The sequence below is a fragment of the Nonomuraea sp. NPDC050536 genome, from assembly GCF_044457685.1.
In the GTDB taxonomy this organism is placed as follows: domain Bacteria; phylum Actinomycetota; class Actinomycetes; order Streptosporangiales; family Streptosporangiaceae; genus Nonomuraea.
On sequence record NZ_JBITHD010000034.1, the window covers coordinates 58,847 to 80,213 of the forward strand.

Here is a 21,367-nt window from a genome sequence, read left to right on the forward strand (position 1 = left end):
CGTGCGTTCACCCGGCCGCGTCGCCGCGTGGATGAGGTCGGTTGTTCTGCGGTTGTGCTGCGCGTTTGGTGCGTCTGCCGTACAGGTAGACGACCGGGAGGGTGCAGATCAGCGGGCCGAGGATGGCGATCGGGCGTTCCAGCCACCACGTGAGGTTCGGCGGGACCTGGCCGCCGAGCGTGCCGAGCAGCCACCAGCCCAGGCCCAGGGCGATGGCCATGCCGGTGGTGTGGAAGAGGAACAGCGGCAGGGCGTAGCGGTTGATGGTCTCGTTGACCCGCTTCCAGCCGGGACGTTCCAGCACCCGTTCCATCGACGGGCGCAGCACCTCGACCAGCCCGATCTGGAAGATCAGCAGGGCCACGATGACGAACGTGGGCGGCGCCATGTTGGACCACTTGTCGCCGGGCACGCCGACCATCGAGCCCGGGTAGATGCCCGAGTAGACCAGTCCGAACAGCGCGAACAGGCCCGTCCACAGGATCCCCACGTCGTAGCGGCGGGGCAGGATCACGATCCGGTCGTAGAAGAACCCGGCCTGGTGCGCCAGCCCCCACACGATGATCATGTTCAGCCAGCCCGCCCACTCCACGCCGTAACGGAAGCGGAGCACGTCGACCACCAGCGCGGCGCCGCCCAACCAGATCAGGGCGAGCACGTCGAAGCGCCGGTGCATCCACAGCGCCAGCGGCAGCAGCGCGATCAGCACCAGGTAGACGCCGAGGAACCACAGCGGGCTGAGCACCAGCAGCACGACCCGCCACATCCAGTCGACGTGGAACACGGCGGTCACGACCGCCCCGATGGCCACCCACACGGCCGACAGGCCGAGCGCGGGGATGGACAGCGCCCTGATCCGCCGCCACACGAACGCGCCGAGCCCCTGGCCGCGAGCCTGTGCGCGTTCCCAGGACAGCAGGTGGACGTGCCCGCCCACGTAGAAGAACAGCGGCAGCACCTGCAGCAGCCAGGTCAGGATCCACAGGCCCGAGGTGAAGCCCAGCGGGCTGGTCGGCTCGGGCCCCGACGGGGTCCACTGCAGGATCGTGAAGGCCCAGTGCCACACCACGACCACGATCAGGCTGAGGGCCCGGAGCCAGTCGACGTACTTGTCTCTCACTTGTCGATGTCACCCACGACGAAGAACATGGAGCCGAGGATGGCGATCATGTCGGCGACCAGGTGTCCCGGCAGCACCTCGCGCAGCACCTGGATGTTGCTGTAGGAGGCCGAGCGCAGCTTGAGCCGCCACGGTGTCTTGTCACCCTTGGAGACCAGGTAGTAGCCGTTGATGCCGAGCGGGTTCTCCGTCCAGGCGTAGGTGTGGCCTTCCGGCACCTTGAGCACCTTCGGCAGGCGCTGGTTGATCGGCCCAGGCGGCAGCGAGCGGAGCTTGTCCACGCAGGCGTCGGCCAGGTCGAGGGAGATCTTCAGCTGGTCGAACAGCACCTCGAAGCGGGAATGGCAGTCGCCCGCGCTGCGGGTGACGACCTTCACGGGCAGCTCGGGATAGGCCAGGTACGGCTGGTCGCGGCGCAGGTCGAAGTCGATCCCCGAGGCGCGGGCGACCGGGCCGCTCACGCCGTACTGCAGGATCTGCTCCTGGTCCAGGACGCCGACGCCCCTGGTGCGGGCCAGGAAGATCTCGTTGTTCAGAATGAGGTTCTCGATGTCGGGGATCTTGCGGCGGGTCACGGCGACCGCCTCGGTGACCCGGTCGAGCCAGCCGTAGGGCAGGTCCTCCTTCAGCCCGCCGACGCGGTTGAACATGAAGTGCATGCGGCCGCCGGAGATCTCCTCCATCACGGCCTGGATGCGCTCGCGCTCGTTGAAGGCGTAGAAGACGGGGGTGATCGCGCCCAGCTCCAGCGGGTAGCTGCCGAGGAACATCAGGTGGCTGAGCACCCGGTTGAGCTCGGCGAGCAGCGTGCGCGCCCACACGGCCCTGACGGGCACCTCCATGCCCAGCAGGCGCTCGGCCGCCAGCACCACGCCCAGCTCGTTGGCGAAGCCCGCCAGCCAGTCGTGCCGGTTGGCCAGCATGATGACCTGGCGGTAGTCGCGGACCTCGAAGAGCTTCTCCGCGCCCCTGTGCATGTAGCCGATGATCGGCTCGGCCGCCGCGATCCGTTCGCCGTCGAGGGTGATCCTGAGCCTCAGCACGCCGTGGGTCGACGGGTGCTGCGGGCCGATGTTGAGGATCATGTCCTCGGTGGCCAGCTCCTTGGCGCCGGCGCCTATCCCGACCACGCGTTCCGTCATACAGCCCATGCTGCCACCGCGCTAGGCGTTGATCCAGCTCGGGTGATGGTCAAGGAACGGTATGCAGGCGCATCCCATGAATCGGACAGGGGAGAAATAGGAGGAACGGGGGGAGAAAACACCATGAAGCGGATTCCATTTGACATCGCAGCACTGATCGCGAGGGTGACGCTCGGCGTGATCTTTCTGGCTCACGGCCTGGTGCACTGGCAGATCGGGTTCACGCCCCTCGGTCGGCTGTTCGCCACGACCGGAATGCCCTTGCCCCAGCTCGCCGCCACGTACACCATGCTTGCGGAGATCGTCGGGGGCTTCTTGCTGATCGTCGGTCTGCTGGTACGGCTGGCCGCGCTGGCCCTCCTGGTCGTGTGGATCGGCGCGATCGTCTTCGTCCACGCCACGCACGGCATCTTCGTCACCAACAACGGCTGGGAGCTGGTCGCGTCGTTCGGGGCGAGCATGCTGCTGTTCATGGCGCTGGGAGGCGGCCGGTTCGGCATCGACGGCATCATCAACACCTCCTACAAGCGGCGTGGCGCCGCCAAGGAGGCCGAACGCGAGATGGCCGCCCACGCGCCCGTCACGACGCCGCCCACCGCCGAGGCACCCACGTCCCAGCCCACGGCCGAGGCGCCCACGGCTGCGATGCCCCGGCCAGAGGCACCCGCATCCGAGGCGCCCGCTTCGGAGGCGCCCGCCTCAGAGGCGCCCACGCCTGCTCAGGCCGGGGACACGGCCCCGCAGGCCGACGTACCCCAACAGCCGAGTGGGCCGCGCTCGAGCATGAGCGAGGAGGACAGGCGGGCCGAGGCCCTGGCCGCGGACAAGAACCGGCCGGAGAACACCTAGCTCATCGACGGGTGAGGTCACGGACGGCCTCGACGAGGCGGTCCACGTGCTCCTGCGTCGTGCCGATGCCGATGGAGGCGCGCACGGCGGAAGCCGTACCGTCCTCGCAGCCGCCATCTGAGGTGCCCAGCAGGTGGCGGACGAACGGGTGGGCGCAGAACTTGCCGTCGCGCACGCCGATGCCGTAGTCGCCGGACAGCGCCTCGGCCACCTCGCGCGCCGAGTAGCCCTCGACGGTGAACGACACGATGCCCACGCGCGGGTGGTCGGGGCCCCACAGCGACAGCTCGCGCACGCCCGGGGTCGAGGCCAGGCCGGCGCGCAGGCGCGAGATCAGCCGCTCCTCCTCGAGGACCAGCTCGGTCCAGCCGGTGGCCGTCAGCGCGTCGCACGCGGCGGCCAGCGCGATCGCGCCCAGCACGTTCGGCGTGCCGGCCTCGTGCCGCGGCTCGGGGTCGTCGTGCCACTCGGTCGTCTCGTCGACCGCCTTCACCGCGCCGCCGCCCTTGAGGTACGGCTCGCCGTCCGAGAGCCAGTCGCGGCGGCCCACCAGGACCCCGGCGCCGAAGGGCGCGTAGAGCTTGTGGCCGGAGAAGGCGACGTAGTCCAGGTCCAGCGCGGTCAGGTTGAGCCTGCGGTGCGGCACCAGCTGGGCGGCGTCGACGAGGATGCGGGCGCCGTGCCGGTGCGCGATGTGGGCGAGGGCGGCGATGGGCCACAGCTCGCCGGTGACGTTGGAGGCGGCGGTCACCACGAGCAGCTTGGGGCCGTCGATCGCGGCCAGGGCCTCGTCGGCCGCGCGGACCGCCGCGCCGGGGAAGGCGGGCGGCGCCAGCCGTACGGACTGGGCCCAGGGCAGCAGCGAGGCGTGGTGCTCGGTGTCGAAGACGACCACGGTGGTGTCCTCGGGGAGGCAGCCGGCCAGCAGGTTCGTGGCGTCGGTGGTGTTGCGGGTGAAGATGACCGCGTCGTCGGGGCGGGCGCCCACGAAGGCCCTGACGGTGTGGCGGGCCTGCTCGTATCGGGCGGTGGTGAGCTGGGAGGCGTAGCCCGCGCCGCGGTGCACGCTGGAGTAGGCCGGGAGCGCGGCGGTGACGGCCTCGCTGACCGGCACCAGACAGGGGGCGCTGGCGGCGTAGTCGAGGTTGGCGTAGGAGACCAGCTTGCCGCCCTTGACCGGGACCTCCAGGTCGGCGCCGAGCACGGCGGGGATCGAGCGGGCCAGTCCGGCGGGCTCGTCGGCGACGGCCTGAGCGGGCACGGAGTTGAAGATCGTCAGCGTGGACACAGCACGTCCCTCGGGTCATCGGACCCCAGGAAGCAGCCACGGAGCCCGCGCTTGCCCGCCACACTTCGTGGCGGACCAGGTCTTCACCCGGGGCACCCCGCCGCGGACGCGAGGGTTGCCGGCCAGCTAGCCGGGGCTTGTCGCTGGCACTCATGACCTACGAGGGGAACTATAACCGACACCCGGCCGTCGATCGCAACCCCGCGAACTTCTCCGCCGCCTGTGTCGTTGGTACCAGGAAACCGTCCCTGGCCTGCGTGGAGGTGTGCAGATGTTGGACTGGGTTGCCGACCCACAAATCTGGATCGGGTTCTTCACCCTGGTCGCCCTGGAGATCGTGCTGGGCATCGACAACATCATCTTCATCTCCATCCTGGCCGGGAAACTGCCCGAATCGCAGCGGGATAAGGCACGCATCATGGGCCTGGGCGCGGCGCTCATCAGCCGGCTGCTCCTGCTGCTCGCGCTGTCGTGGGTGGTGAAACTCACAGCGCCGCTGTTCGAGGTCTTCGGTCAGGAGATCTCGGGGCGGGACCTGATCCTGCTGCTCGGCGGTCTGTTCCTGCTGGCCAAGAGCGTCACCGAGATCGGCCACAGCATGGAGCTGAAGGAGCAGGACGGCAAGGCCCGCGCGGTCACCTCGTTCACCTCGGTGATCCTGCAGATCATGGTGCTCGACGTCGTCTTCTCGCTCGACTCGGTCATCACCGCCGTCGGCATGGTCGACAAGCTCGGCGTGATGGTCGCGGCGGTGATCGTGGCGGTGGTGGTGATGCTGTTCGCCTCCGGGCCGATCGCCCGCTTCGTGGACCGGCATCCGAGTATCAAGATGCTGGCGCTGGCCTTCCTGGTGCTGATCGGGGTGGTGCTCATCGCCGAGGGGCTGGGGCAGCACGTCTCCAAGGGCTACATCTACTTCGCGATGGCGTTCTCGCTCGTCGTGGAGCTGCTGAACATCCGGATGCGGAGCAGGCACAACAAAGCCGAACCTAAGATGCATTCGTGAGCTTTGATCCATGGAATCCGGATTTCGTGGCATGGCCCTATGACGGCCTCGCCGAGCTGAGGCGCGAAGGGGCCGTCCACTACTTCGAACCCAGCAACCAGTGGCTGATCCCCCGGCACGCGGACGTCAACGCGCTGCTCAGGGACAGGCGGCTGGGCCGCGACTACCTGCACGTGGCCACCCACGAGGAGTTCGGCAGGAAGCCCGCGCCGGACTTCCTCGAGCCGTTCTGGCGCATGAGCAGGGCCGGGATGCTGGAGGTCGAGCCGCCTGAGCACACCAGGCTGCGCCGCCTGGTGTCCAAGGCGTTCACCCCCCGCATGGTCGAGTCCATGCGGCCCCGCGTCCAGACGATCGTGGCCGGCCTGGTCGACGCCTTCGTCGAGAAGGGCGGCGGCGACCTGATCGCCGAGGTGGCCGAGCCGCTGCCGGTCACGGTCATCGCCGAGATGCTGGGCGTGCCCGAGTCCGACCGGCATCTGCTGCGGCCCTGGTCGGCCGACATCTGCGGCATGTACGAACTCAACCCCTCGCTGGAGGCCCAGCACACGGCCGCCCGCGCGGCGACCGAGTTCATGGACTACCTCAAGGACCTGGCCAGGACCCTCACCGGCGACAACCTGGTCACCGCGCTCGCCCAGATCGACGAGCTCACCGAGGACGAGCTGGCCGGGACCTGCATCCTGCTGCTCAACGCCGGCCACGAGGCCACCGTGAACGTCACGGGCAACGGCTGGTGGTCGCTGTTCAGGAACCCGGGCGAGCTGGCCAGGCTGCGCGCCGACCACTCCCTGCTGCCCACGGCCATCGAGGAGCTGATGCGCTTCGACACGCCGCTGCAGTTGTTCGAGCGCTGGGTGCTGGAGGACATCGAGGTCGACGGCGTCCGGATCCCGCGCGGATCCGAGGTGGCGCTGCTGTTCGGATCGGCCAACCACGACCCGGACGCCTTCCCCGACCCCGACAGGCTCGACATCGGCCGGGTGGACAACCCGCACATCTCCTTCGGCGCGGGCATCCACTTCTGCCTGGGCGCGCCGCTGGCCAGGATCGAGCTGATGGAGTCGTACGGCGCGCTGCTCGCCAAGGCGCCCAAGCTGGAGCTCGTGCGCGAGCCCGAGTGGAAGCCGGGCTACATCATCCGCGGCCTGGAGGCGCTCGAGGTCACGGTGTAGCGAACGGGGTAGTGATCGGGCGGTCGCCGCCGAACATCGCGGCCGGGTCGTGGCGCCTCTTCAGCTCGGCCAGGCGCCGCTCGTGCTCGGCGGTGAAGACCCTGCACATCTCGCCGGGCTCGCCGACGAAGTTGAACGGCACGCGCCCGTTGGCCGCCGGCCCCAGCCCCGCGGCCAGGCGCTTGCCGAAGTCCCTGATCTCCTGGCCGGCGCCGATGCTGATCGTCGCGACCACGAACTCGCCCGACCAGTAGGCCGACCCGCTGGCCCTGCTGTCCGCGTGGTCGCCGCCGCCGACGTGCCTGACCATCAGCATGAGGTACGGCTCCGCCCCTCGGGGCGCGATCGAGGCCAGGTGGTCGATCACACCGTCGGACAGCTCCGTGAGCACTTCCGCGTTGATCGAGATCGGCAGCGGATCCCGCGGATCCTGGGTGATCTCGTCGATCCGGGTGAACGGCATCGGTCCCGTCGTGTCGTCGACCAGGCCCGGGATCGCCCGCAGCCGGTCGAGGTCGGGAGCGCCGGGGCCGCAGTGGACCAGGCAGACCCGGGCGAACGAGCGGCCCCGCAGGTGCTCGGGCATCGCCGGGTTGTCGGGAACATGCAGCACCCCGGCCAAGGACGTGACCTCCACCGGGACGCCCTCCAGCCACTCCCGGTAGCCGGTCAGCACGTTCCTGATCTGCTCGACCGGCCAGTACAACGCCCCGCCGTACACCTCGGCCGCGGGGACCAGGCGCACGCGCAGCGCGGTGACGACGCCGAAGTTCGGCCCGCCGCCGCGCAGCGCCCACATCAGGTCCGGCGCGGTGCGGTCGTCGATCCAGCGCAGCTCGCCGCCGGCGGTCACGAGCTGGGCCTTGACGATCGCGTCACTGGCCAGGCCGTGCTTGCGCGACAGCCAGCTCAGGCCGCCACCCAGGCTGAACCCCACCGCGCCGACACTGCTCGAGGTCCCGCACAGCGGCGCGAGCCCGTACGGCGCGGCCGCCTCGGCGACCTGCTTCCACCTCGTGCCCGGCTGGATCAGCGCCGTGGCGGTCTCGGGATCGACGCTGACGCCGGTCAGCCGGTCCGTGAGGATGAGCAGCTCGTCTCCGGCCGGCCGGAGCGCGCCGTGGCCGGTCGCCTGGACCCGCACGCGCACGCCGTTCCTGGCCGCCCAGGCCACGGCCCGCGCGATGTGCTCGGACGACTCTGCGGCGACCACGTAGGCGGGGCGGTGCGTGACGGCCAGGTTCCAGGCCGGGCAGAGCGCGTCGTAGCCCTCGTCGCCAGGCCGCAGCAATCCGCGGACGTCATCTGTTCCGTGCATGCCCCGCCCTCGTCCGCGTCCGGTGTCGTTTATCAGGCAGAACGTTCCCTGAGCAGGTTCCGCGCAACCGGGATCTCGGCGCTGTAGGTGGTGCCCGCGCCGATCACGGTGTTGCAGCGCATCCTGCCCCACGGTCCACTGGCCTCCTCCCGGCCCGGCGCGACGCCGGATCCGTCGTGGCTCACTGTCACCCGTACCGAGCTGGCGCTCGCCGTGATCGCGACTGAGAGCGTGCGCACGTGGGCGGCACGTGCGACGCGGTCGAGGATCTCGTCGAGCAGATCGCGCAGCGCGTCGCCGAGGGAGAGGGGGAGGTCGGCTTCGGGCAGCGCCCAGATCTCCAGCCGCACGCCGGTCTGGGTCGACCATTCCGCGAGCTGATCGCACGGGCCCGGGAGGAGGCGGGTTCTCATGCTCCTGATTTCAGCTCCTGGAGCTCCCGCTCGCTATCCGGTAAACCCCCACGCCTAGCGCCGCTGGGTCAGCCAGCCGAAGCCGCCCAGGCCGGAGGGGTCGATGAGCTCGGCCTCCTCCGTGGCGCGCGCCAGCGCCCTCAGATAGCCGCGCGGGTCGGTGGTCGCCAGCTCGATGGACGGGCGTGTGCCGGTGATGCCCAGCGCCCTGAGCATCGCGCGCTGTGTGGACAAGGCTGTGGATATCGCGCCGGCCCTCGCGCCCGCCTCGGCGCACGCGTCGAGTGCCACGTGCGCGGTGATATCGCAGGTACCGTCGGGGATGGGCGCCACGACGGCGCCGTCTCGGTATCCCGTGAGCGTCCCGCAGGGCGGCCGGTTATCCACAGGGTGTGCATAATCGATGGCCACGGCTCGGCCCCGCGCCAGCCGTGCCAGGACCGCCGCCCAGGCCGCGTCGCGCGAGCACCCGATCTCGGCCCGCGCGCCGATCCGCCGCAGCGGCCACCACCGCTCCAGCCACCGCCTGGCGGCCTCGCTCACCGGGTCGCCCAGGCGCTCCTCGCCGGTCTCGGTGTCGACCAGCACGAGCCTGGGGCCGTCGGCGGTCAGCTCGGCGATGTCGACGGGGACGTTGTCGAGCCACTCGTTCGCGATGGCCAGCCCCACGATGCCGGACGGGATCGTGGCGCTCCAGGTGATCGCCTCCGGCAGCCCGCCGGGCCTGGGGGACAGGTCCACCGCCGTGATGCTCAGCCGCTCGCGCAGGTACGGCGGCGCCGCGGCGAGCACGTGGCCGACCAGGACCCCCTCGCCCGCGCCGATGTCCACCAGGTCCAGCTGCTCCGGCGAGCCCAGCTCGGCGTCGACCTCGAGCAGCAGGGCGAGCACGGCCTCGGCGAAGGCGGCCGAGGCGCTGACGGAGGTGCGGAAGTGGCCCGAGGGGCGTTCGCGCAGGTAGAAGCCGCCCTCGCCGTACAGGGCGCGCTCCACGGCGACACGCCAGCTCAGCCACATGTCTGGACTATCTCATGACCTGGAGGTGGAACGCTGGGTGATTGTTTGACTACGCAATGTCGCAGGTTTGCGCTAGCGTTACGCAGAGTCGCCGGACGATCTCTCCCGGTTCGGTCGTCCGCAAGTCGAGAGGAGCCCCTACGTGTTCAAGAAGGCTGTCGTCGTGGCCGGATCCCTAGCCATGCTCTCCCTGGCCGCGCCTGCCTACGCCGACACGACCAGTGGCCAGGGCGGTGTGCTCTCCGGCAACCAGGTGTTCGCCCCCATCACCATCCCGGTCAACGTCTGCGGCAACGCCGTGGCGATCCTGGGCGTGGCCATCGCCGGTTGCAAGGGTGGCGCCACCGCCATCGTGCACCGCTAGCAAGAAGAAGCTCGGATCGGTCAGACGTGACCGATCCGAGCTCCTAATCCTGGCCGGTCAGTCGGCGGATGGCCGGCCAAGTGCACCTCATGTCAGGGGTCGCACATCGTTCAGTGCGGGCGTCGGGTAGCAGTTGGGCTGCTCGGCGCCCGCCTCTATTCGATGATCCCCTCTCTTCATCTCTTCCGACAGGGGGTGCACCATTTGTATGCCCTCGTCCGATTTGGTCCTATCTCAACCCCTGGCAAAACCCTCAGCCACCCTCGGGAGATCCCCACAGCTCCCTCACCTCCCTCTATCTTCCTCGCCCCCTCGCGCTCCCTGCGCGCGCCCCCTTCCTTGCCCTCCATGGTCCGTTGTCCTGCGCTCGTGCGGCCGGTGGCGGCGGCCCGCCGTACAAGATCACCACAAACGCCGGGTGCGGTGGAGGGGTGTGGGGGTGGGAGGCCGTTACGCTGGTCGGCAGTGCCATACGGTCGACAGGGGTGGGACGTCATGGACGCAGGTGATCGCCCGGCACGGCTGGCCGTCGGCGTGCTGGGAGCCGGGAAAGTGGGCTCGGTACTGGGCGCGGCGCTCGCCCAGGCAGGACACCGCGTGGTCGCCGCGAGCGGCGTTTCCGACAGGTCGCAGAGGTGGGCCGTCGAGCGGCTGGGCGTCCAGCCGTCCAGGCCGGACGAGGTGGTGGCGGCGGCGGAGCTGATCCTGCTGACCGTGCCCGACGACACGTTGCCCGACCTGGTGGCCGGGCTGGTCGCGACGGGCGCCGATCTACGGGGCAAGCTGCTTGCTCACTGCAGCGGCGCGTACGGCCTGGCGGTGCTGGAGCCGGCCGCTCTCGAGGGCGCGTTGCCGCTGGCGCTGCATCCGGTGATGACGTTCACGGGGCGCGACGACGACCTGAACAGGATCACCGGCATCTCGTTCGGCGTGACCTCGCCCGAGCCGCTGCGCCCGATCGCCGAGGCGCTGGTGGTGGAGATGGGCGGCGAGCCGGTCTGGATCGCCGACGAGGACCGCGCGCTCTACCACGCGGCGCTGGCCAACGCGGCCAACCACATGGTCACGCTGATCGCCGAGTCGGAGGACCTGCTGCAGCGCATCGGCGTGGAGCACCCGGGCCGGATGCTGGGCCCGCTGCTGGGCGCCGCGCTGGACAACGTGCTCCGCTTGGGCATCGGCGGCCTGACGGGCCCGGTGGTGCGCGGCGACGCGGGCACGGTACGCAAGCACGTCGACGCGCTCATCCTGGCCGCGCCGGAGGCCGCCGACGCCTACGTGGCGCTCGCCCGCCTGACCGCCGACCGCGCCCTGGCCGCCGGCCTGCTCAAGCCAGAGGAAGCCGAGCGCCTCCTCGACGCCCTCGGCGGCAACATCTGGACGTAGGCCTCCGGACCTTACCGAGGCGTTCCAGGGCGGGGGATTGGTTGCCGGGGGTGGTCTCGGGAAACATATGGACCTGATCGGGCCGGAACTCCCTTAGTCCGGACCCTTGGAGGTCTCACATGGAACTGATCGTCGCCCGCAACCGTGCTGATCTGGTCAAGGCCCGCGGCGAGGGCCGGCTCGCCCTGGTGCCGACCATGGGCGCGCTGCACGAAGGCCACCGCTCCCTGATCCGCTCGGCCCGCGCCGCCGCGGCCCAGGTGGTCGTCAGCATCTTCGTCAACCCGCTCCAGTTCGGCCCGAACGAGGACTTCTCCCGCTACCCGCGGACGTTCGACGCCGACCTGGACACGTGCCGCGCCGAGGGCGTGGACGTGGTGTTCGCCCCCTCCGTCGAGGAGATGTACGACCCGGCCCGCCAGGTGAGCGTCGCCGCCGGCCGGATGGGCGCGATCGTCGAGGGCGAGAGCCGCCCGGGTCACTTCGACGGCATGCTCACGGTCGTACTCAAGCTGTTCAACCTGGTCCAGCCGGACGTGGCCTACTTCGGTCAGAAGGACGCCCAGCAGCTCGCCCTGATCCGCCGGATGGTGGCGGACCTGGACGTCCCGGTCGAGGTCGTCGGGGGCGCCACGGTGCGCGAGCCCGACGGGCTGGCCCTGTCCAGCCGCAACCGCTACCTGTCCCCGGACCAGCGCGAGGCGGCCCTGGCGCTGTCCAGGGCGCTGCGGGCAGGCGCGTCCCAGACGGGCCCCGCCGGGATCCGGGCGGCCGCGCTCGCCGTACTGCAGGAAGCCCCGATCGACCTGGACTACCTGGCGCTGGTGGAGCCGGGCACGTTCGAGGAGGTCCCCGACTCCTACACAGGTCCTGCGATCCTCGCGGTGGCGGCGAGGGTAGGGACAACTCGCCTTATTGACAACATCCCGATGGGTAATGTCGGGACATGACGGATGCGGAGTTACGGGACGAGCTGCTGCGCCGGATGGAGCTCGATCAGGAGGTCCGCAAGCAACTGGGCCCGATGACCGACGCCGAGTTCGAGCGCTGGCTGGAGATCGACAGGGACAACACCGAATGGCTGGCCGAGGTCGTCGAGCGCCGCGGCTGGCCGCTGATCACGCAGGTGGGCGAGGACGGCGCGCAGGCCGCCTGGCTCCTGGCCCAGCACGCCGACGCCTCGCCGCAACTCCAGCGCGACTTCCACAGCGCGCTCGGGCGAGCGGTCGAGCAGGCTGAGGCCTCCCGCGGCAACCTCGCCTACCTGGAGGATCGGGTCCGGGTGAACGCGGGCAGGCCGCAGCTGTACGGCACGCAGTTCGAGGGCCAGGGCGACGGCTTCCGCCCCTGGCCCATCGAGGACCCCGGCAGGCTCGACGAACGCCGCGCCGAGGCGGGCCTGGGTCCCTTCACCGAGTACGAGGAGATGCTCAGGTCCATCGATCGCGAACGGTGACCCCCGGGGAATCCCGGTGCGCGGGAGGCGTTATCGTCATAGTGACGAAATCGCCTCGATGAGGAGACCCCCATGAGCGCACCGGCGATTCCCCTGCGGTTGACGGCGCCGGAACCCGGCTGGATCCGTCAGACCGACGTGGTCGTCGTGGGATCCGGCGTGGCAGGCCTGACCGTGGCCCTGCGCTACACCGAGCTCGACCCCGGAGCCAAGGTGCTGGTCGTCACCAAGGACGTGCTGTCGTCCGGCTCCACCCGCTGGGCACAGGGCGGGATCGCCGCCGTGCTCGACCCGGAGGACACTCCAGAGGAGCACCTCAACGACACCTTGATCGCCGGAGTCGGGCTGTGCGACACGCGCGCCGTACGGACGCTGGTGACCGAGGGCCCGGGAGCGCTGCGGAGGCTGATGGCGCGCGGCGCGCAGTTCGACCGCACGCCGGACGGCGAGCTGCAGCTGGGCAGGGAGGGCGGTCACCGGCGCAACCGCATCGTGCACGCGGGCGGCGACGCGACCGGCGCCGAGGTGCAGCGGGCGCTTGCCCACAGCGTCAAGGCCAAGGGGATCGAGGTGATCGAGCACGCCCTGGTGCTCGACCTGCTCAAGGACGCCGAGGGCCGGGCGGCGGGCGTCACGCTGCACGTGATGGGCGAGGGTGCCAGCGACGGCGTCGGCGCGGTGCACGCCAGGGCGGTCGTGCTGGCCACCGGCGGCATGGGCCAGGTGTACTCCGCCACCACCAACCCGGTCGTCTCGACCGGCGACGGCGTGGCACTCGCGCTCAGGGCGGGCGCGGTGGTCAGGGACCTGGAGTTCGTCCAGTTCCACCCGACGGTGCTCTGGCTGGGGCAGGACTCGACCGGCCAGCAGCCGCTGATCTCCGAGGCGGTCAGGGGCGAGGGCGCCTTCCTGATCGACCACGAGGGCAACCGGTTCATGCAGGGCGTGCACGAGCTGGGCGACCTGGCGCCGCGCGACGTGGTCGCCAAGGAGATCATGCGCCGCCTGGAGCAGGGCCCCGTCTACCTCGACGGCCGCCACTTCGGCGAGGACAGATGGCGCACCCGCTTCCCGACGATCTACGCGATCTGCCGCGAGCACGGCATCGACCCGGTCACCCAGCCGATCCCCGTCGCCCCCGCCGCGCACTACGCCTCCGGCGGCGTCAGGACCGACCTGCGCGGCCGGACCACGGTCGCGGGCCTGTACGCCTGCGGCGAGGTCGCCTGCACCGGCGTGCACGGCGCCAACCGCCTGGCCTCCAACTCGCTGCTGGAGGGCCTGGTCTTCGCCGAGCGCATCGCCGAGGACATCCACGCGGTACGGCGAGCCCCGGCGGACCCGGTTACCGGCACCGAGCAGGAGGGCCTGGCCGACCCCAGGATCCGGACCCGTATACAGGGACACATGAGCAGGGGAGCCGGCGTCCTGCGCAGCCGCGAGTCGCTGGCCGGCACCGCCAAGGCGCTGCTCGACGCCCGCTGGACCCCCGTCCAGGTGGCTCCGTGCACCGAGTCGTGGGAGGCCACCAACCTGCTCACGGTCGCCACCGTCCTGGTCGGCACGGCCAGGGCCCGCCTGGAGACCCGGGGCTCCCACTGGCGCCAGGACTTCCCCGACAGGAACGATGACGAGTGGCTGGGGCACCTGGACGTGACCCTGACCGAGGAGGGACCGCGGATGACGTTCACCCCGCACGGCGACGCGATGCCGCCGCGCCTGGCCCAGGAGCTGGCCGGCGCGGGACTGGATCCCGCGATGGTCGAGGACCTGATCGACCGGGCGCTTGCAGAGGACTTGCAGGAGGCGGGCGACGTGACGAGCCTGGCCACGATCCCGGAGGACCAGCACGCCCAGGGAGACGTGGTGGCCAGGGCCGACGGCGTCGTGGCGGGGCTCGCGGTGGCCGAGGCCGTGCTGGTCCGGCTCGGCGCGAGCCGTACGGAACGACGCGTCAAGGACGGCGAGCGGGTCAGCAGGGGCGACGTGCTGCTGAGCGTGGAGGGACCGACGCGCGCGCTGCTGACCGCCGAGCGGACGGCGCTGAACCTGCTCACGCACCTGTCCGGGATCGCGACGCTGACCAGCAGGTGGGTCGAGGCGGTCAGCGGGACACGCGCCAGGATCCGCGACAGCCGCAAGACGCTTCCGGGGCTGCGGCAGCTGGAGAAGTACGCGGTGCGCTGCGGCGGCGGGGTCAACCACCGGATGTCGCTGTCGGACGCCGCCCTGATCAAGGACAACCACGTGGTCGCGGCCGGAGGTGTGGCCGAGGCCTTCCGCGCGGTGCGAAATCGGTACCCGGCGCTGCCGATCGAGGTGGAGGTGGACCGGATCGACCAGCTCGAGGCGGTGCTCGCCGAGGGAGCGGAGGAGGTCCTGCTGGACAACTTCGCCGTCGAGGATCTGCGGCTGGCCGTACAGATCACGAAAAATCGGGCTCGTCTGGAAGCGAGCGGCGGATTGACCTTGGAATTGGCCCATGATGTGGCGGAAACTGGCGTGGACTACCTTGCTGTGGGAGCGCTCACGCACTCCGCGCCGGCACTGGACATCGCGTTGGACCTCCGGGGGTAAGTAGATGCTGCTCACGATCGACGTCGGCAACACGCACACGGTGCTCGGCCTGTTCGAGGGTGATGAGGTCATCGAGCACTGGCGGCTGGCCACAGACGCCCGCCGTACCGCCGACGAGATCGCGGTCGTGCTCCAGGGTCTGCTGGGGCAGTCGCCCCTGCTGAAGAACGCGGACGTCTCCGGGATCTCGATCTGCTCGACCGTCCCGTCCGTGCTGAACGAGATGCGCGAGATGTGCCGCCGCTACTACGGCGACGTGACCGCGGTGATCGTCGAGCCGGGCATCAGGACCGGCGTGCCGGTCAGGATGGACAACCCCAAGGAGGTCGGCGCCGACCGCATCGTCAACGCGCTGGCCGCCATCGACCAGTACGGCGGGCCGTGCGTGATCGTCGACTTCGGCACGGCCACCTCCTTCGACGCCGTGTCGGCCAAGGGGGAGTACGTGGGAGCGGTCACCGCGCCCGGCATCGAGATCTCCGTCGACGCCCTGGCCGCGGCCGGCGCCCAGCTGCACAAGGTGGAGCTGGTCAGGCCGCGCTCGGTCATCGCCAAGAACACCGTGGAGGCGCTCCAGGCGGGCATCATCTACGGTTTCGCCGGCCAGGTGGACGGCATCGTCGAGCGGATGACGGCGGAGCTGGCCGACGATCCGGACGACGTGACCGTGGTGGCCACCGGCGGGCACGCGGGCCTGGTGGTGGGCGAGTCCCGCTCGATCGACGTGCACGAGCCGTGGCTGACGCTGATCGGCCTGCGGCTCATCTACGACAGGAACGCGACATAGAACAAGCGGCCCCCGCTCGGGTAAGGGGGCCGCTTGCGTCGGTCGGGGTGCTGCTACTCGGCGGAGTAGATCTCGTCCCACGGGCCGCACTTGTTGACGTAGTAGCCGCTGGGCGAGACCTGGCAGACCTTGACGCGCAGGCTGTAGACGTCGTCGGTCGAGAAGCTGAACTTCTTGTAGCCGGGGTAGCCGCAGTACTTCTTGGTGTAGACCGTGGACCAGTCGTTGTCGAAGTCCTCGGCCTGGAACTTCACGTACGCGCACTTGCCGCCCTCGTCGTAGCTACGGTTGTCCAGGTCCCACAGGCGTCCACGCACGTAGGCGGAGTTCGACTCGTCGTCGTCGTAGCTGACGCTGACGTAGCCCTGGGCCTTGGCCAGGTGGTACTGGGCGTAGTCGGGGCCCCAGTAGTCGGAGTAGTCGTCGTAGGAGGGGTGCGAGGCCGTGCTGGCGGAGGCCGCGGAAGGAAGCGACAGGGCCAGAGCGCTGGTGGCGGCGACGGCGAGGAAACCTGTCGCGATCTTCTTGAACATGATCTCTCCTTGAGCTCCCCCTTGGGCCGGCTCCCTGCCGATCCCCCCCGGAGCTCGTGAGAAATTTGTAAAACGGGGGTCTTGCAACGCTCCTGCAGAGGACCGACGAGCCCTTGCAGTTGGCCAAATCCAATACCCTTTGTTCTCGTGAGCGAAGAACTTCCCGAGCAACTGCGCGTCCGGAGGGAGAAGCTCGACCGCCTCCGCAGCGAAGGCGTCGACCCCTACCCGGTCACTTTCCCCCGCACGGCGACCAACGCCGAGGTCAGGGAGAAATACCAGGAGCTCGAGCCTGACACGGCCACCGGCGACAAGGTCGGCGTGGCCGGCCGCGTCATGCTCAACCGGGTCGGCGGCAAACTCTGCTTCGCCACGCTCCGCGACGGCACCGGCGACCTGCAGGTCATGATCTCGCTGGACAAGGTGGGCGAGGAGTCGCTGGCCGCCTGGAAGCGCGACGTCGACCTGGGCGACCACGTGGGCATCGAGGGCGAGGTGATCACCTCCCGCCGCGGCGAGCTGTCCATCCTGGCCGACCGGTGGCAGATCACCTCCAAGTGCCTGCGGCCGCTGCCGGAGAAGCACGTGGGGCTCACCGACCCGGAGGCCCGGGTCCGCCAGCGCTACGTCGACCTGATCGTCAACGACGAGGCCCGCAAGATGGCCCGGCTGCGCAGCTCCACCGTGCGCGCGGTGCGCGACTTCTGGCACGAGGAGGGCTACCTCGAGGTCGAGACGCCGATGCTGCAGCCCATCCACGGCGGCGCGGCGGCGCGTCCGTTCAAGACGCACATCAACGCCTACGACATGGAGCTGTACCTGCGGATCGCCATCGAGCTGTACCTCAAGCGGCTCGTGGTGGGCGGGATCGAGAAGGTCTTCGAGATCAACCGCAACTTCCGCAACGAGGGCGCCGACTCCACGCACAACCCCGAGTTCACCATGCTCGAGGCCTACGGCACCTACCTCGACTACAACGACATGGCCGACCTGACCCAGCGGATGTACCAGAAGGCGGTCGTGGCCGCGCTGGACACCTCGATCGTGCACCACGAGGGCACCGAGGTGGATCTGGGGCTGGAGAAGTGGCCGCGGATCACGCTCTACGGCGCCGTCTCCGAGGCGCTCGGCGAAGAGGTGACCACGGAGACGCCTCTGGAGCGGGTCAGGAAGTTCGCCGACGACCGGGCGATCCACTGGGATGCCAAGTGGGGCCAGGGCAAGCTCGTCCAGGAGCTGTTCGAGGAGCTGGTCGAGCACACGCTCATCCAGCCCACGTTCGTCATGGACTACCCGCTGGAGACCTCGCCGCTGACCCGCCAGCACCGCGAAAACCCGCTGCTGACCGAGAAGTGGGACCTGATCGGCTTCGGCACCGAGCTCGGCACCGCCTACTCCGAGCTCATCGACCCGGTCGAGCAGCGCCGCCGCCTGGTCGAGCAGTCGCTGCTGGCCGCCGGCGGCGACCTCGAGGCCATGCAGCTGGACGAGGACTTCCTGCAGGCCCTGGAGTACGCCATGCCGCCCACGGGCGGGGTCGGCGTCGGAATCGACCGGATGATCATGGCCTTCACCGGCAGGAACATCCGCGACACGATCCTGTTCCCGCTGGTCAAGCCGACTCAATGAGGCTTCGTACGGCTCCCGCCCTCCTTTGCGGCGGGAGCCGTACCCATGCTCAGGGGACCAGCACCAGACGGCCGCGCAGGCCCCCTGCCGCGAGGCGGGCGTGGGCGTCGGCCGCCTTCTCCAGCGGGTAGGTGGCAGCCACCCGGGGCGTCAGCCTGCCCGCCTCGACGAGGCGGACGATCTCGGCGAACTGGGCAGGCTCGGACCTGAAGAAGACGGTCTTCACCGTGGTGCCGCGCAGGGCCACCGGCGCGACCCCGACCGACAGGGCGATGAACGTCCCGCCGTCCCTGACCGCGTCGAGCGCCGCCTGCGGGGTGATCGCGGCGTCCACGACCGCGTCCGCCCCGCCGGGGACGCGCTGCCTGACCCCGGTCGCCAGGTCCTCCTCGCGCGGCACGAACCACTCGGCCCCGAGCCCGCGCACCAGCTCCTCGTCCCCGGATCCCGCGGACGCCACCACGCGCAGCCCACGCGCCACCCCCAGCTCCACCAGGAATCCGCCTACCGCTCCCGCGGCACCGGTCACCAGCAGGGTCTGGCCGGGACGCAGCCCGGTGGCGTCCAGCGCCTGCCAGGCCGTCAGTGAGTTGAGCGGCAGCGTGGAAGCCGCCTCGACCGAGACGTTCCGCGGCGCCCTGGCGACGGCGTCGGCGTCCAGCACCACGTATTCGGCCTGTGCCTTGGTCGCCGGCTCCAGCCGGGCCGCCAGCCCGATGACCGCCTCACCCACCTCGAAGGGCGCACCCTGGCCCACCTGGTTCACGGTGCCCGCCGCGTCGAAGCCGAGCCCGTAGGACTCCCGGGGACGGGCCAGGCCGTACTCGGCCAGCTTGCCCGCCGCCACCGCCAGGTCGAACGGGTTGACCCCGGCCGCCCCCACCTTGATCCGCACCTGCCGCGGTCCCGCCTCCGGCACTGGTACCTCGACCAGGCGGGGAGAGCCGGAACCACCGATGAGCGCACGCATGTTCGTCATGTGGGTAACCGTAGGATCGGCTACTCTCTATTGGAAAGTAGGCACCTGGAAGTGCGTAAGGGAGGCATCCGTGCCCACGATGACCGCGGCCGATCGTCGCATCGAGGCCAAGCAGGCCTACGACGCCTACATCGCCGAGTGCCCCTCCAGGAAGCTGCTCACCACGCTCAGCGACAAGTGGGTCACCCTCATCCTCAGCGCCCTGGCCGGCGGCGCGCTCCGCTACAGCGACCTGGCCAGGACCATCGCCGGGGTCAGCCAGAAGATGCTCACCCAGACCCTGCGCGGCCTGGAGCGCGACGGCCTGGTCGAGCGCACGATCACGGCCAGTGTGCCCGTCAGGGTCGACTACGAGCTCACCGACCTCGGCAGGAGCCTGCTGCCGCTGGTCGCGGCCATCAAGTCCTGGGCCGAGGAGCACATCGCCGACGTCGAGGCCGCCAGGGAGTGCTACGACAGCCGCGCGTGAAGCGCGGCCAGCCCGCGCAGCACCACGTTCTCCTTGTACGGCGGGGCCGCCTCGACCAGTTCCAGCCCGGGAGCCGTCAGAGCCAGGGCCCGCAGCGCGATCTCACCCTCGAGCCGCGCCAGCGTCGCGCCCAGGCAGAAGTGGATCCCCAGCCCGAACGCCAGATGCCTGCTCGGCTCCCGATCCAGGTCGAAGCGGTCAGGATCGGGGAAGGCCACCGGATCCCTGTTGGCCGCGCCGATGATGGCCAGCACCGGTGTGCCCGCGGGCGTCGCCGTGTCGCCGAGCTCCGCGTCCTCCAGCGCGAAGCGCAGCGTCAGCTGGACCGGCGGGTCGTACCGCAGCACCTCCTCGACCACCTGCTTGGGCCGGATCGCGGCCTCCTTCAGCACGCCGTGCCTGGCCAGGTTGAGCACGCCGTTGGCGATCAGGTTGACGGTCGTCTCGTGGCCGGCCACGAGCAGCAGCACGCAGGTGGCGACCAGCTCCGCCTCGGTCAGCTCCTCGACCTGGGCCAGCGCGCTCAGCAGGTCCTCGCCCGGCCGCGCGCGCCGCTCGGCGATCAGCGCGCGGAAGTAGTCGCGGAACTCGATCCTGGCCCGCTCGGTCTCGCTCGCAAGCTCGCTGGTCAGCATCGGGTCCAGGCTGCGCGCCAGCGTCTCGCTCCAGCCGCGGAACAGGTCGTGGTCCTCGGCGGGGACGCCCAGCATCTCCGTGATCACCAGCACGGGCAGCGGGTAGGCGAACTCCGACACCAGCTCGGCCTCGCGGGGCAGCGCCTCGATCAGCTCGGTGGTGATCGCCTCGATCCTGGGCCGCAGCCGCTCCACCATGCGCGGCGTGAACGCCCTGCTGACCAGCGAGCGCAGCCGGGTGTGGTCAGGCGGATCCATCAGCAGGAACGACTCCACCGGGCGGCTCGGATCCCCCTTGCCCAGCGGGTCGGACCCGTGCCCGAACCGGGGGTCGCGCAGCAGGGTCGAGCAGTGCTCGTAGGAGGTGGCCGCGAGCAGCCCAGCCCGAGTCCGGAACAATGCCCCATGATCACGCATTTCCCGATATTTCGTATATGGGGCGCGGAGGAAGTCCGGGGCGAACGGATCGAACCCCAGCACGTCGGCGGGGGTCATCTCCGGCTGCGGCGCACTGTATGGATCGTTGTTTTCGATCATTGAGTGTCGCGGCATATGCGGAGTACTTCATATAGAACTGATCATGTCAATAGAGATCGTCAAGTGCGGTGAATTCCGCGCTTGACGGCCTTTCCTGAATCCGTTTACCGTCTGCGAGACGAACGGGTTCGCCCGGTCACCGAGTTCTGCTGTCGAGAGGACTCTCCATGGATGTGCTCGCCGAAGGCGTTGAGCTGAGCCATGCGGATCTCGCGCTCCTCGCGGAGCTCGCCACTGGAGTCACGGTCGATCGGGTGGGCCGCCGCCTGGACATCAGCGGCCGCACGGTCCGCCGCCGCCTCCGCTGCATCTGCGACCGCATCGGCGTAGCCACCGCTATCGAAGCCGTCGCCTGGGCATGCCGCCGCCAACTCATTTGACGCCCATTGTCACGTTCCACCCGCACCTCCCCTGCTCTTTTGATGTACGGCGAGCCGTCCCACCTGCTTGTTCCGTGTACGGCAAGCCGCCCCACCCCTTGTTTCCTGTACGGCTTGTTTCCTGTACGGCGAGCCGCCCCCACCCGCCGCCCTCCGTACTTCGGCTGAGGACCCGCGACCGGCGCTTCCGGCGAGTCGGCGCCCCCACCTCGCCGCCACGGCGCCCCGTGATCGTGGCACTCGGGCACCGCACCGGCGTACAAAGCTGCCGACAGTACAAACCCCGTGCGGCGGGGGTCGCCGGACA

The 21,367-nt window shown here is 70.0% G+C and carries 21 protein-coding genes and 1 riboswitch; of the genes, 12 read left to right on the forward strand and 9 right to left on the reverse strand.

What is annotated here, in order from left to right:
• Positions 1-7: 7 nt before the first annotated feature.
• Together ACIBHX_RS49350 and ACIBHX_RS49355 are read right to left on the reverse strand one after the other, a co-directional pair.
• The gene (locus ACIBHX_RS49350) at positions 8-1,120 is read right to left on the reverse strand and encodes an acyltransferase (RefSeq protein WP_397075591.1); all 1,113 of its coding nucleotides are present in this window, start codon (positions 1,118-1,120) and stop codon (positions 8-10) included.
• A complete protein-coding gene (locus tag ACIBHX_RS49355; RefSeq protein WP_397075593.1) occupies positions 1,117-2,262 on the reverse strand; it encodes an NADH-quinone oxidoreductase subunit D in 1,146 nt (381 codons plus the stop codon). The genes ACIBHX_RS49350 and ACIBHX_RS49355 overlap by 4 nt, the downstream gene beginning before the upstream one ends.
• 123 nt (positions 2,263-2,385) lie before the next feature.
• On the opposite strand from ACIBHX_RS49355, the gene ACIBHX_RS49360 reads away from it, so the two are divergent.
• Complete coding sequence (locus tag ACIBHX_RS49360) at positions 2,386-3,111, forward strand: DoxX family membrane protein (protein ID WP_397075594.1); 726 nt, start codon at positions 2,386-2,388, stop codon at positions 3,109-3,111.
• 1 nt (position 3,112) lies between these two features.
• On the opposite strand, the gene ACIBHX_RS49365 is transcribed toward ACIBHX_RS49360, so the two are convergent.
• Entirely contained in the window at positions 3,113-4,390 is a 1,278-nt protein-coding gene (locus tag ACIBHX_RS49365; protein ID WP_397075636.1) for an aminotransferase class V-fold PLP-dependent enzyme, read from the reverse strand.
• 51 nt (positions 4,391-4,441) lie between these two features.
• Positions 4,442-4,557: riboswitch (SAM riboswitch) on the reverse strand.
• Positions 4,558-4,670: 113 nt separating this feature from the next.
• Between ACIBHX_RS49365 and ACIBHX_RS49370 the strand changes: the two genes are divergently transcribed.
• Both ACIBHX_RS49370 and ACIBHX_RS49375 read left to right on the forward strand, forming a co-directional pair.
• On the forward strand, positions 4,671-5,405 hold the full coding sequence (locus tag ACIBHX_RS49370) for a TerC family protein (protein ID WP_397075596.1): 735 nt from the start codon (positions 4,671-4,673) through the stop codon (positions 5,403-5,405).
• A complete protein-coding gene (locus ACIBHX_RS49375; RefSeq protein ID WP_397075597.1) occupies positions 5,402-6,580 on the forward strand; it encodes a cytochrome P450 in 1,179 nt (392 codons plus the stop codon). Before ACIBHX_RS49370 ends, ACIBHX_RS49375 begins: the two co-directional genes overlap by 4 nt.
• Here the strand turns inward: ACIBHX_RS49375 and ACIBHX_RS49380 are convergent.
• Genes ACIBHX_RS49380 through ACIBHX_RS49390 form a run of 3 tightly spaced genes read right to left on the reverse strand, consistent with a single transcriptional unit; the run spans position 6,570 to position 9,328 of the window.
• The gene (locus tag ACIBHX_RS49380; RefSeq protein WP_397075599.1) at positions 6,570-7,898 is read right to left on the reverse strand and encodes an FAD-binding oxidoreductase; all 1,329 of its coding nucleotides are present in this window, start codon (positions 7,896-7,898) and stop codon (positions 6,570-6,572) included. The two genes, ACIBHX_RS49375 and ACIBHX_RS49380, sit on opposite strands and share 11 nt — an antisense overlap.
• Before the next feature lie 32 nt (positions 7,899-7,930).
• Positions 7,931-8,311 carry a hypothetical protein gene (locus ACIBHX_RS49385; RefSeq protein WP_397075600.1) on the reverse strand — a complete coding sequence of 127 codons (381 nt, stop codon included), beginning with the start codon at positions 8,309-8,311 and terminating at the stop codon, positions 7,931-7,933.
• A gap of 54 nt (positions 8,312-8,365) precedes the next feature.
• Entirely contained in the window at positions 8,366-9,328 is a 963-nt protein-coding gene (locus ACIBHX_RS49390) for an SAM-dependent methyltransferase (RefSeq protein WP_397075602.1), read from the reverse strand.
• Between the two features lie 142 nt (positions 9,329-9,470).
• Between ACIBHX_RS49390 and ACIBHX_RS49395 the strand changes: the two genes are divergently transcribed.
• The 6 genes from ACIBHX_RS49395 (at position 9,471) to ACIBHX_RS49420 (ending at position 15,898) form a co-directional block, all read left to right on the forward strand.
• Positions 9,471-9,692, forward strand: a complete 222-nt coding sequence (locus ACIBHX_RS49395) for a chaplin family protein (RefSeq protein WP_397075604.1) — start codon at positions 9,471-9,473, stop codon at positions 9,690-9,692.
• 495 nt (positions 9,693-10,187) lie between these two features.
• On the forward strand, positions 10,188-11,078 hold the full coding sequence (locus ACIBHX_RS49400) for a Rossmann-like and DUF2520 domain-containing protein (RefSeq protein ID WP_397075606.1): 891 nt from the start codon (positions 10,188-10,190) through the stop codon (positions 11,076-11,078).
• A gap of 119 nt (positions 11,079-11,197) precedes the next feature.
• Positions 11,198-12,028: a pantoate--beta-alanine ligase gene (gene panC / locus ACIBHX_RS49405; protein ID WP_397075608.1), complete on the forward strand. Its 831-nt coding sequence runs from the start codon at positions 11,198-11,200 to the stop codon at positions 12,026-12,028.
• Positions 12,025-12,534 (forward strand): DUF6624 domain-containing protein, encoded by a 510-nt coding sequence (locus ACIBHX_RS49410; RefSeq protein WP_397075610.1) that lies wholly within the window; start codon positions 12,025-12,027, stop codon positions 12,532-12,534. The genes panC and ACIBHX_RS49410 overlap by 4 nt, the downstream gene beginning before the upstream one ends.
• 72 nt (positions 12,535-12,606) lie before the next feature.
• Complete coding sequence (locus ACIBHX_RS49415) at positions 12,607-15,111, forward strand: L-aspartate oxidase (protein WP_397075612.1); 2,505 nt, start codon at positions 12,607-12,609, stop codon at positions 15,109-15,111.
• Between the two features lie 4 nt (positions 15,112-15,115).
• Positions 15,116-15,898 carry a type III pantothenate kinase gene (locus tag ACIBHX_RS49420; RefSeq protein WP_397075613.1) on the forward strand — a complete coding sequence of 261 codons (783 nt, stop codon included), beginning with the start codon at positions 15,116-15,118 and terminating at the stop codon, positions 15,896-15,898.
• A 53-nt stretch (positions 15,899-15,951) separates the two neighbouring features.
• On the opposite strand, the gene ACIBHX_RS49425 is transcribed toward ACIBHX_RS49420, so the two are convergent.
• Entirely contained in the window at positions 15,952-16,431 is a 480-nt protein-coding gene (locus ACIBHX_RS49425; RefSeq protein ID WP_397075615.1) for a hypothetical protein, read from the reverse strand.
• Positions 16,432-16,578: 147 nt separating this feature from the next.
• Here ACIBHX_RS49425 and lysX point away from each other — a divergent pair, with 147 nt between their 5' ends.
• The gene (gene lysX, locus ACIBHX_RS49430) at positions 16,579-18,060 is read left to right on the forward strand and encodes a bifunctional lysylphosphatidylglycerol synthetase/lysine--tRNA ligase LysX (RefSeq protein ID WP_397075617.1); all 1,482 of its coding nucleotides are present in this window, start codon (positions 16,579-16,581) and stop codon (positions 18,058-18,060) included.
• A 49-nt stretch (positions 18,061-18,109) separates the two neighbouring features.
• Here the strand turns inward: lysX and ACIBHX_RS49435 are convergent, their stop codons facing one another.
• Positions 18,110-19,039 (reverse strand): NADP-dependent oxidoreductase, encoded by a 930-nt coding sequence (locus ACIBHX_RS49435; RefSeq protein ID WP_397075619.1) that lies wholly within the window; start codon positions 19,037-19,039, stop codon positions 18,110-18,112.
• 79 nt (positions 19,040-19,118) lie between these two features.
• Between ACIBHX_RS49435 and ACIBHX_RS49440 the strand changes: the two genes are divergently transcribed.
• The gene (locus tag ACIBHX_RS49440) at positions 19,119-19,508 is read left to right on the forward strand and encodes a winged helix-turn-helix transcriptional regulator (protein WP_397075638.1); all 390 of its coding nucleotides are present in this window, start codon (positions 19,119-19,121) and stop codon (positions 19,506-19,508) included.
• Here ACIBHX_RS49440 and ACIBHX_RS49445 read toward each other — a convergent pair.
• Positions 19,490-20,542 carry a cytochrome P450 gene (locus ACIBHX_RS49445; protein WP_397075621.1) on the reverse strand — a complete coding sequence of 351 codons (1,053 nt, stop codon included), beginning with the start codon at positions 20,540-20,542 and terminating at the stop codon, positions 19,490-19,492. The two genes, ACIBHX_RS49440 and ACIBHX_RS49445, sit on opposite strands and share 19 nt — an antisense overlap.
• A 305-nt stretch (positions 20,543-20,847) precedes the next feature.
• On the opposite strand from ACIBHX_RS49445, the gene ACIBHX_RS49450 reads away from it, so the two are divergent.
• A complete protein-coding gene (locus ACIBHX_RS49450; RefSeq protein ID WP_397075622.1) occupies positions 20,848-21,060 on the forward strand; it encodes a LuxR C-terminal-related transcriptional regulator in 213 nt (70 codons plus the stop codon).
• Positions 21,061-21,367 lie beyond the last annotated feature (307 nt).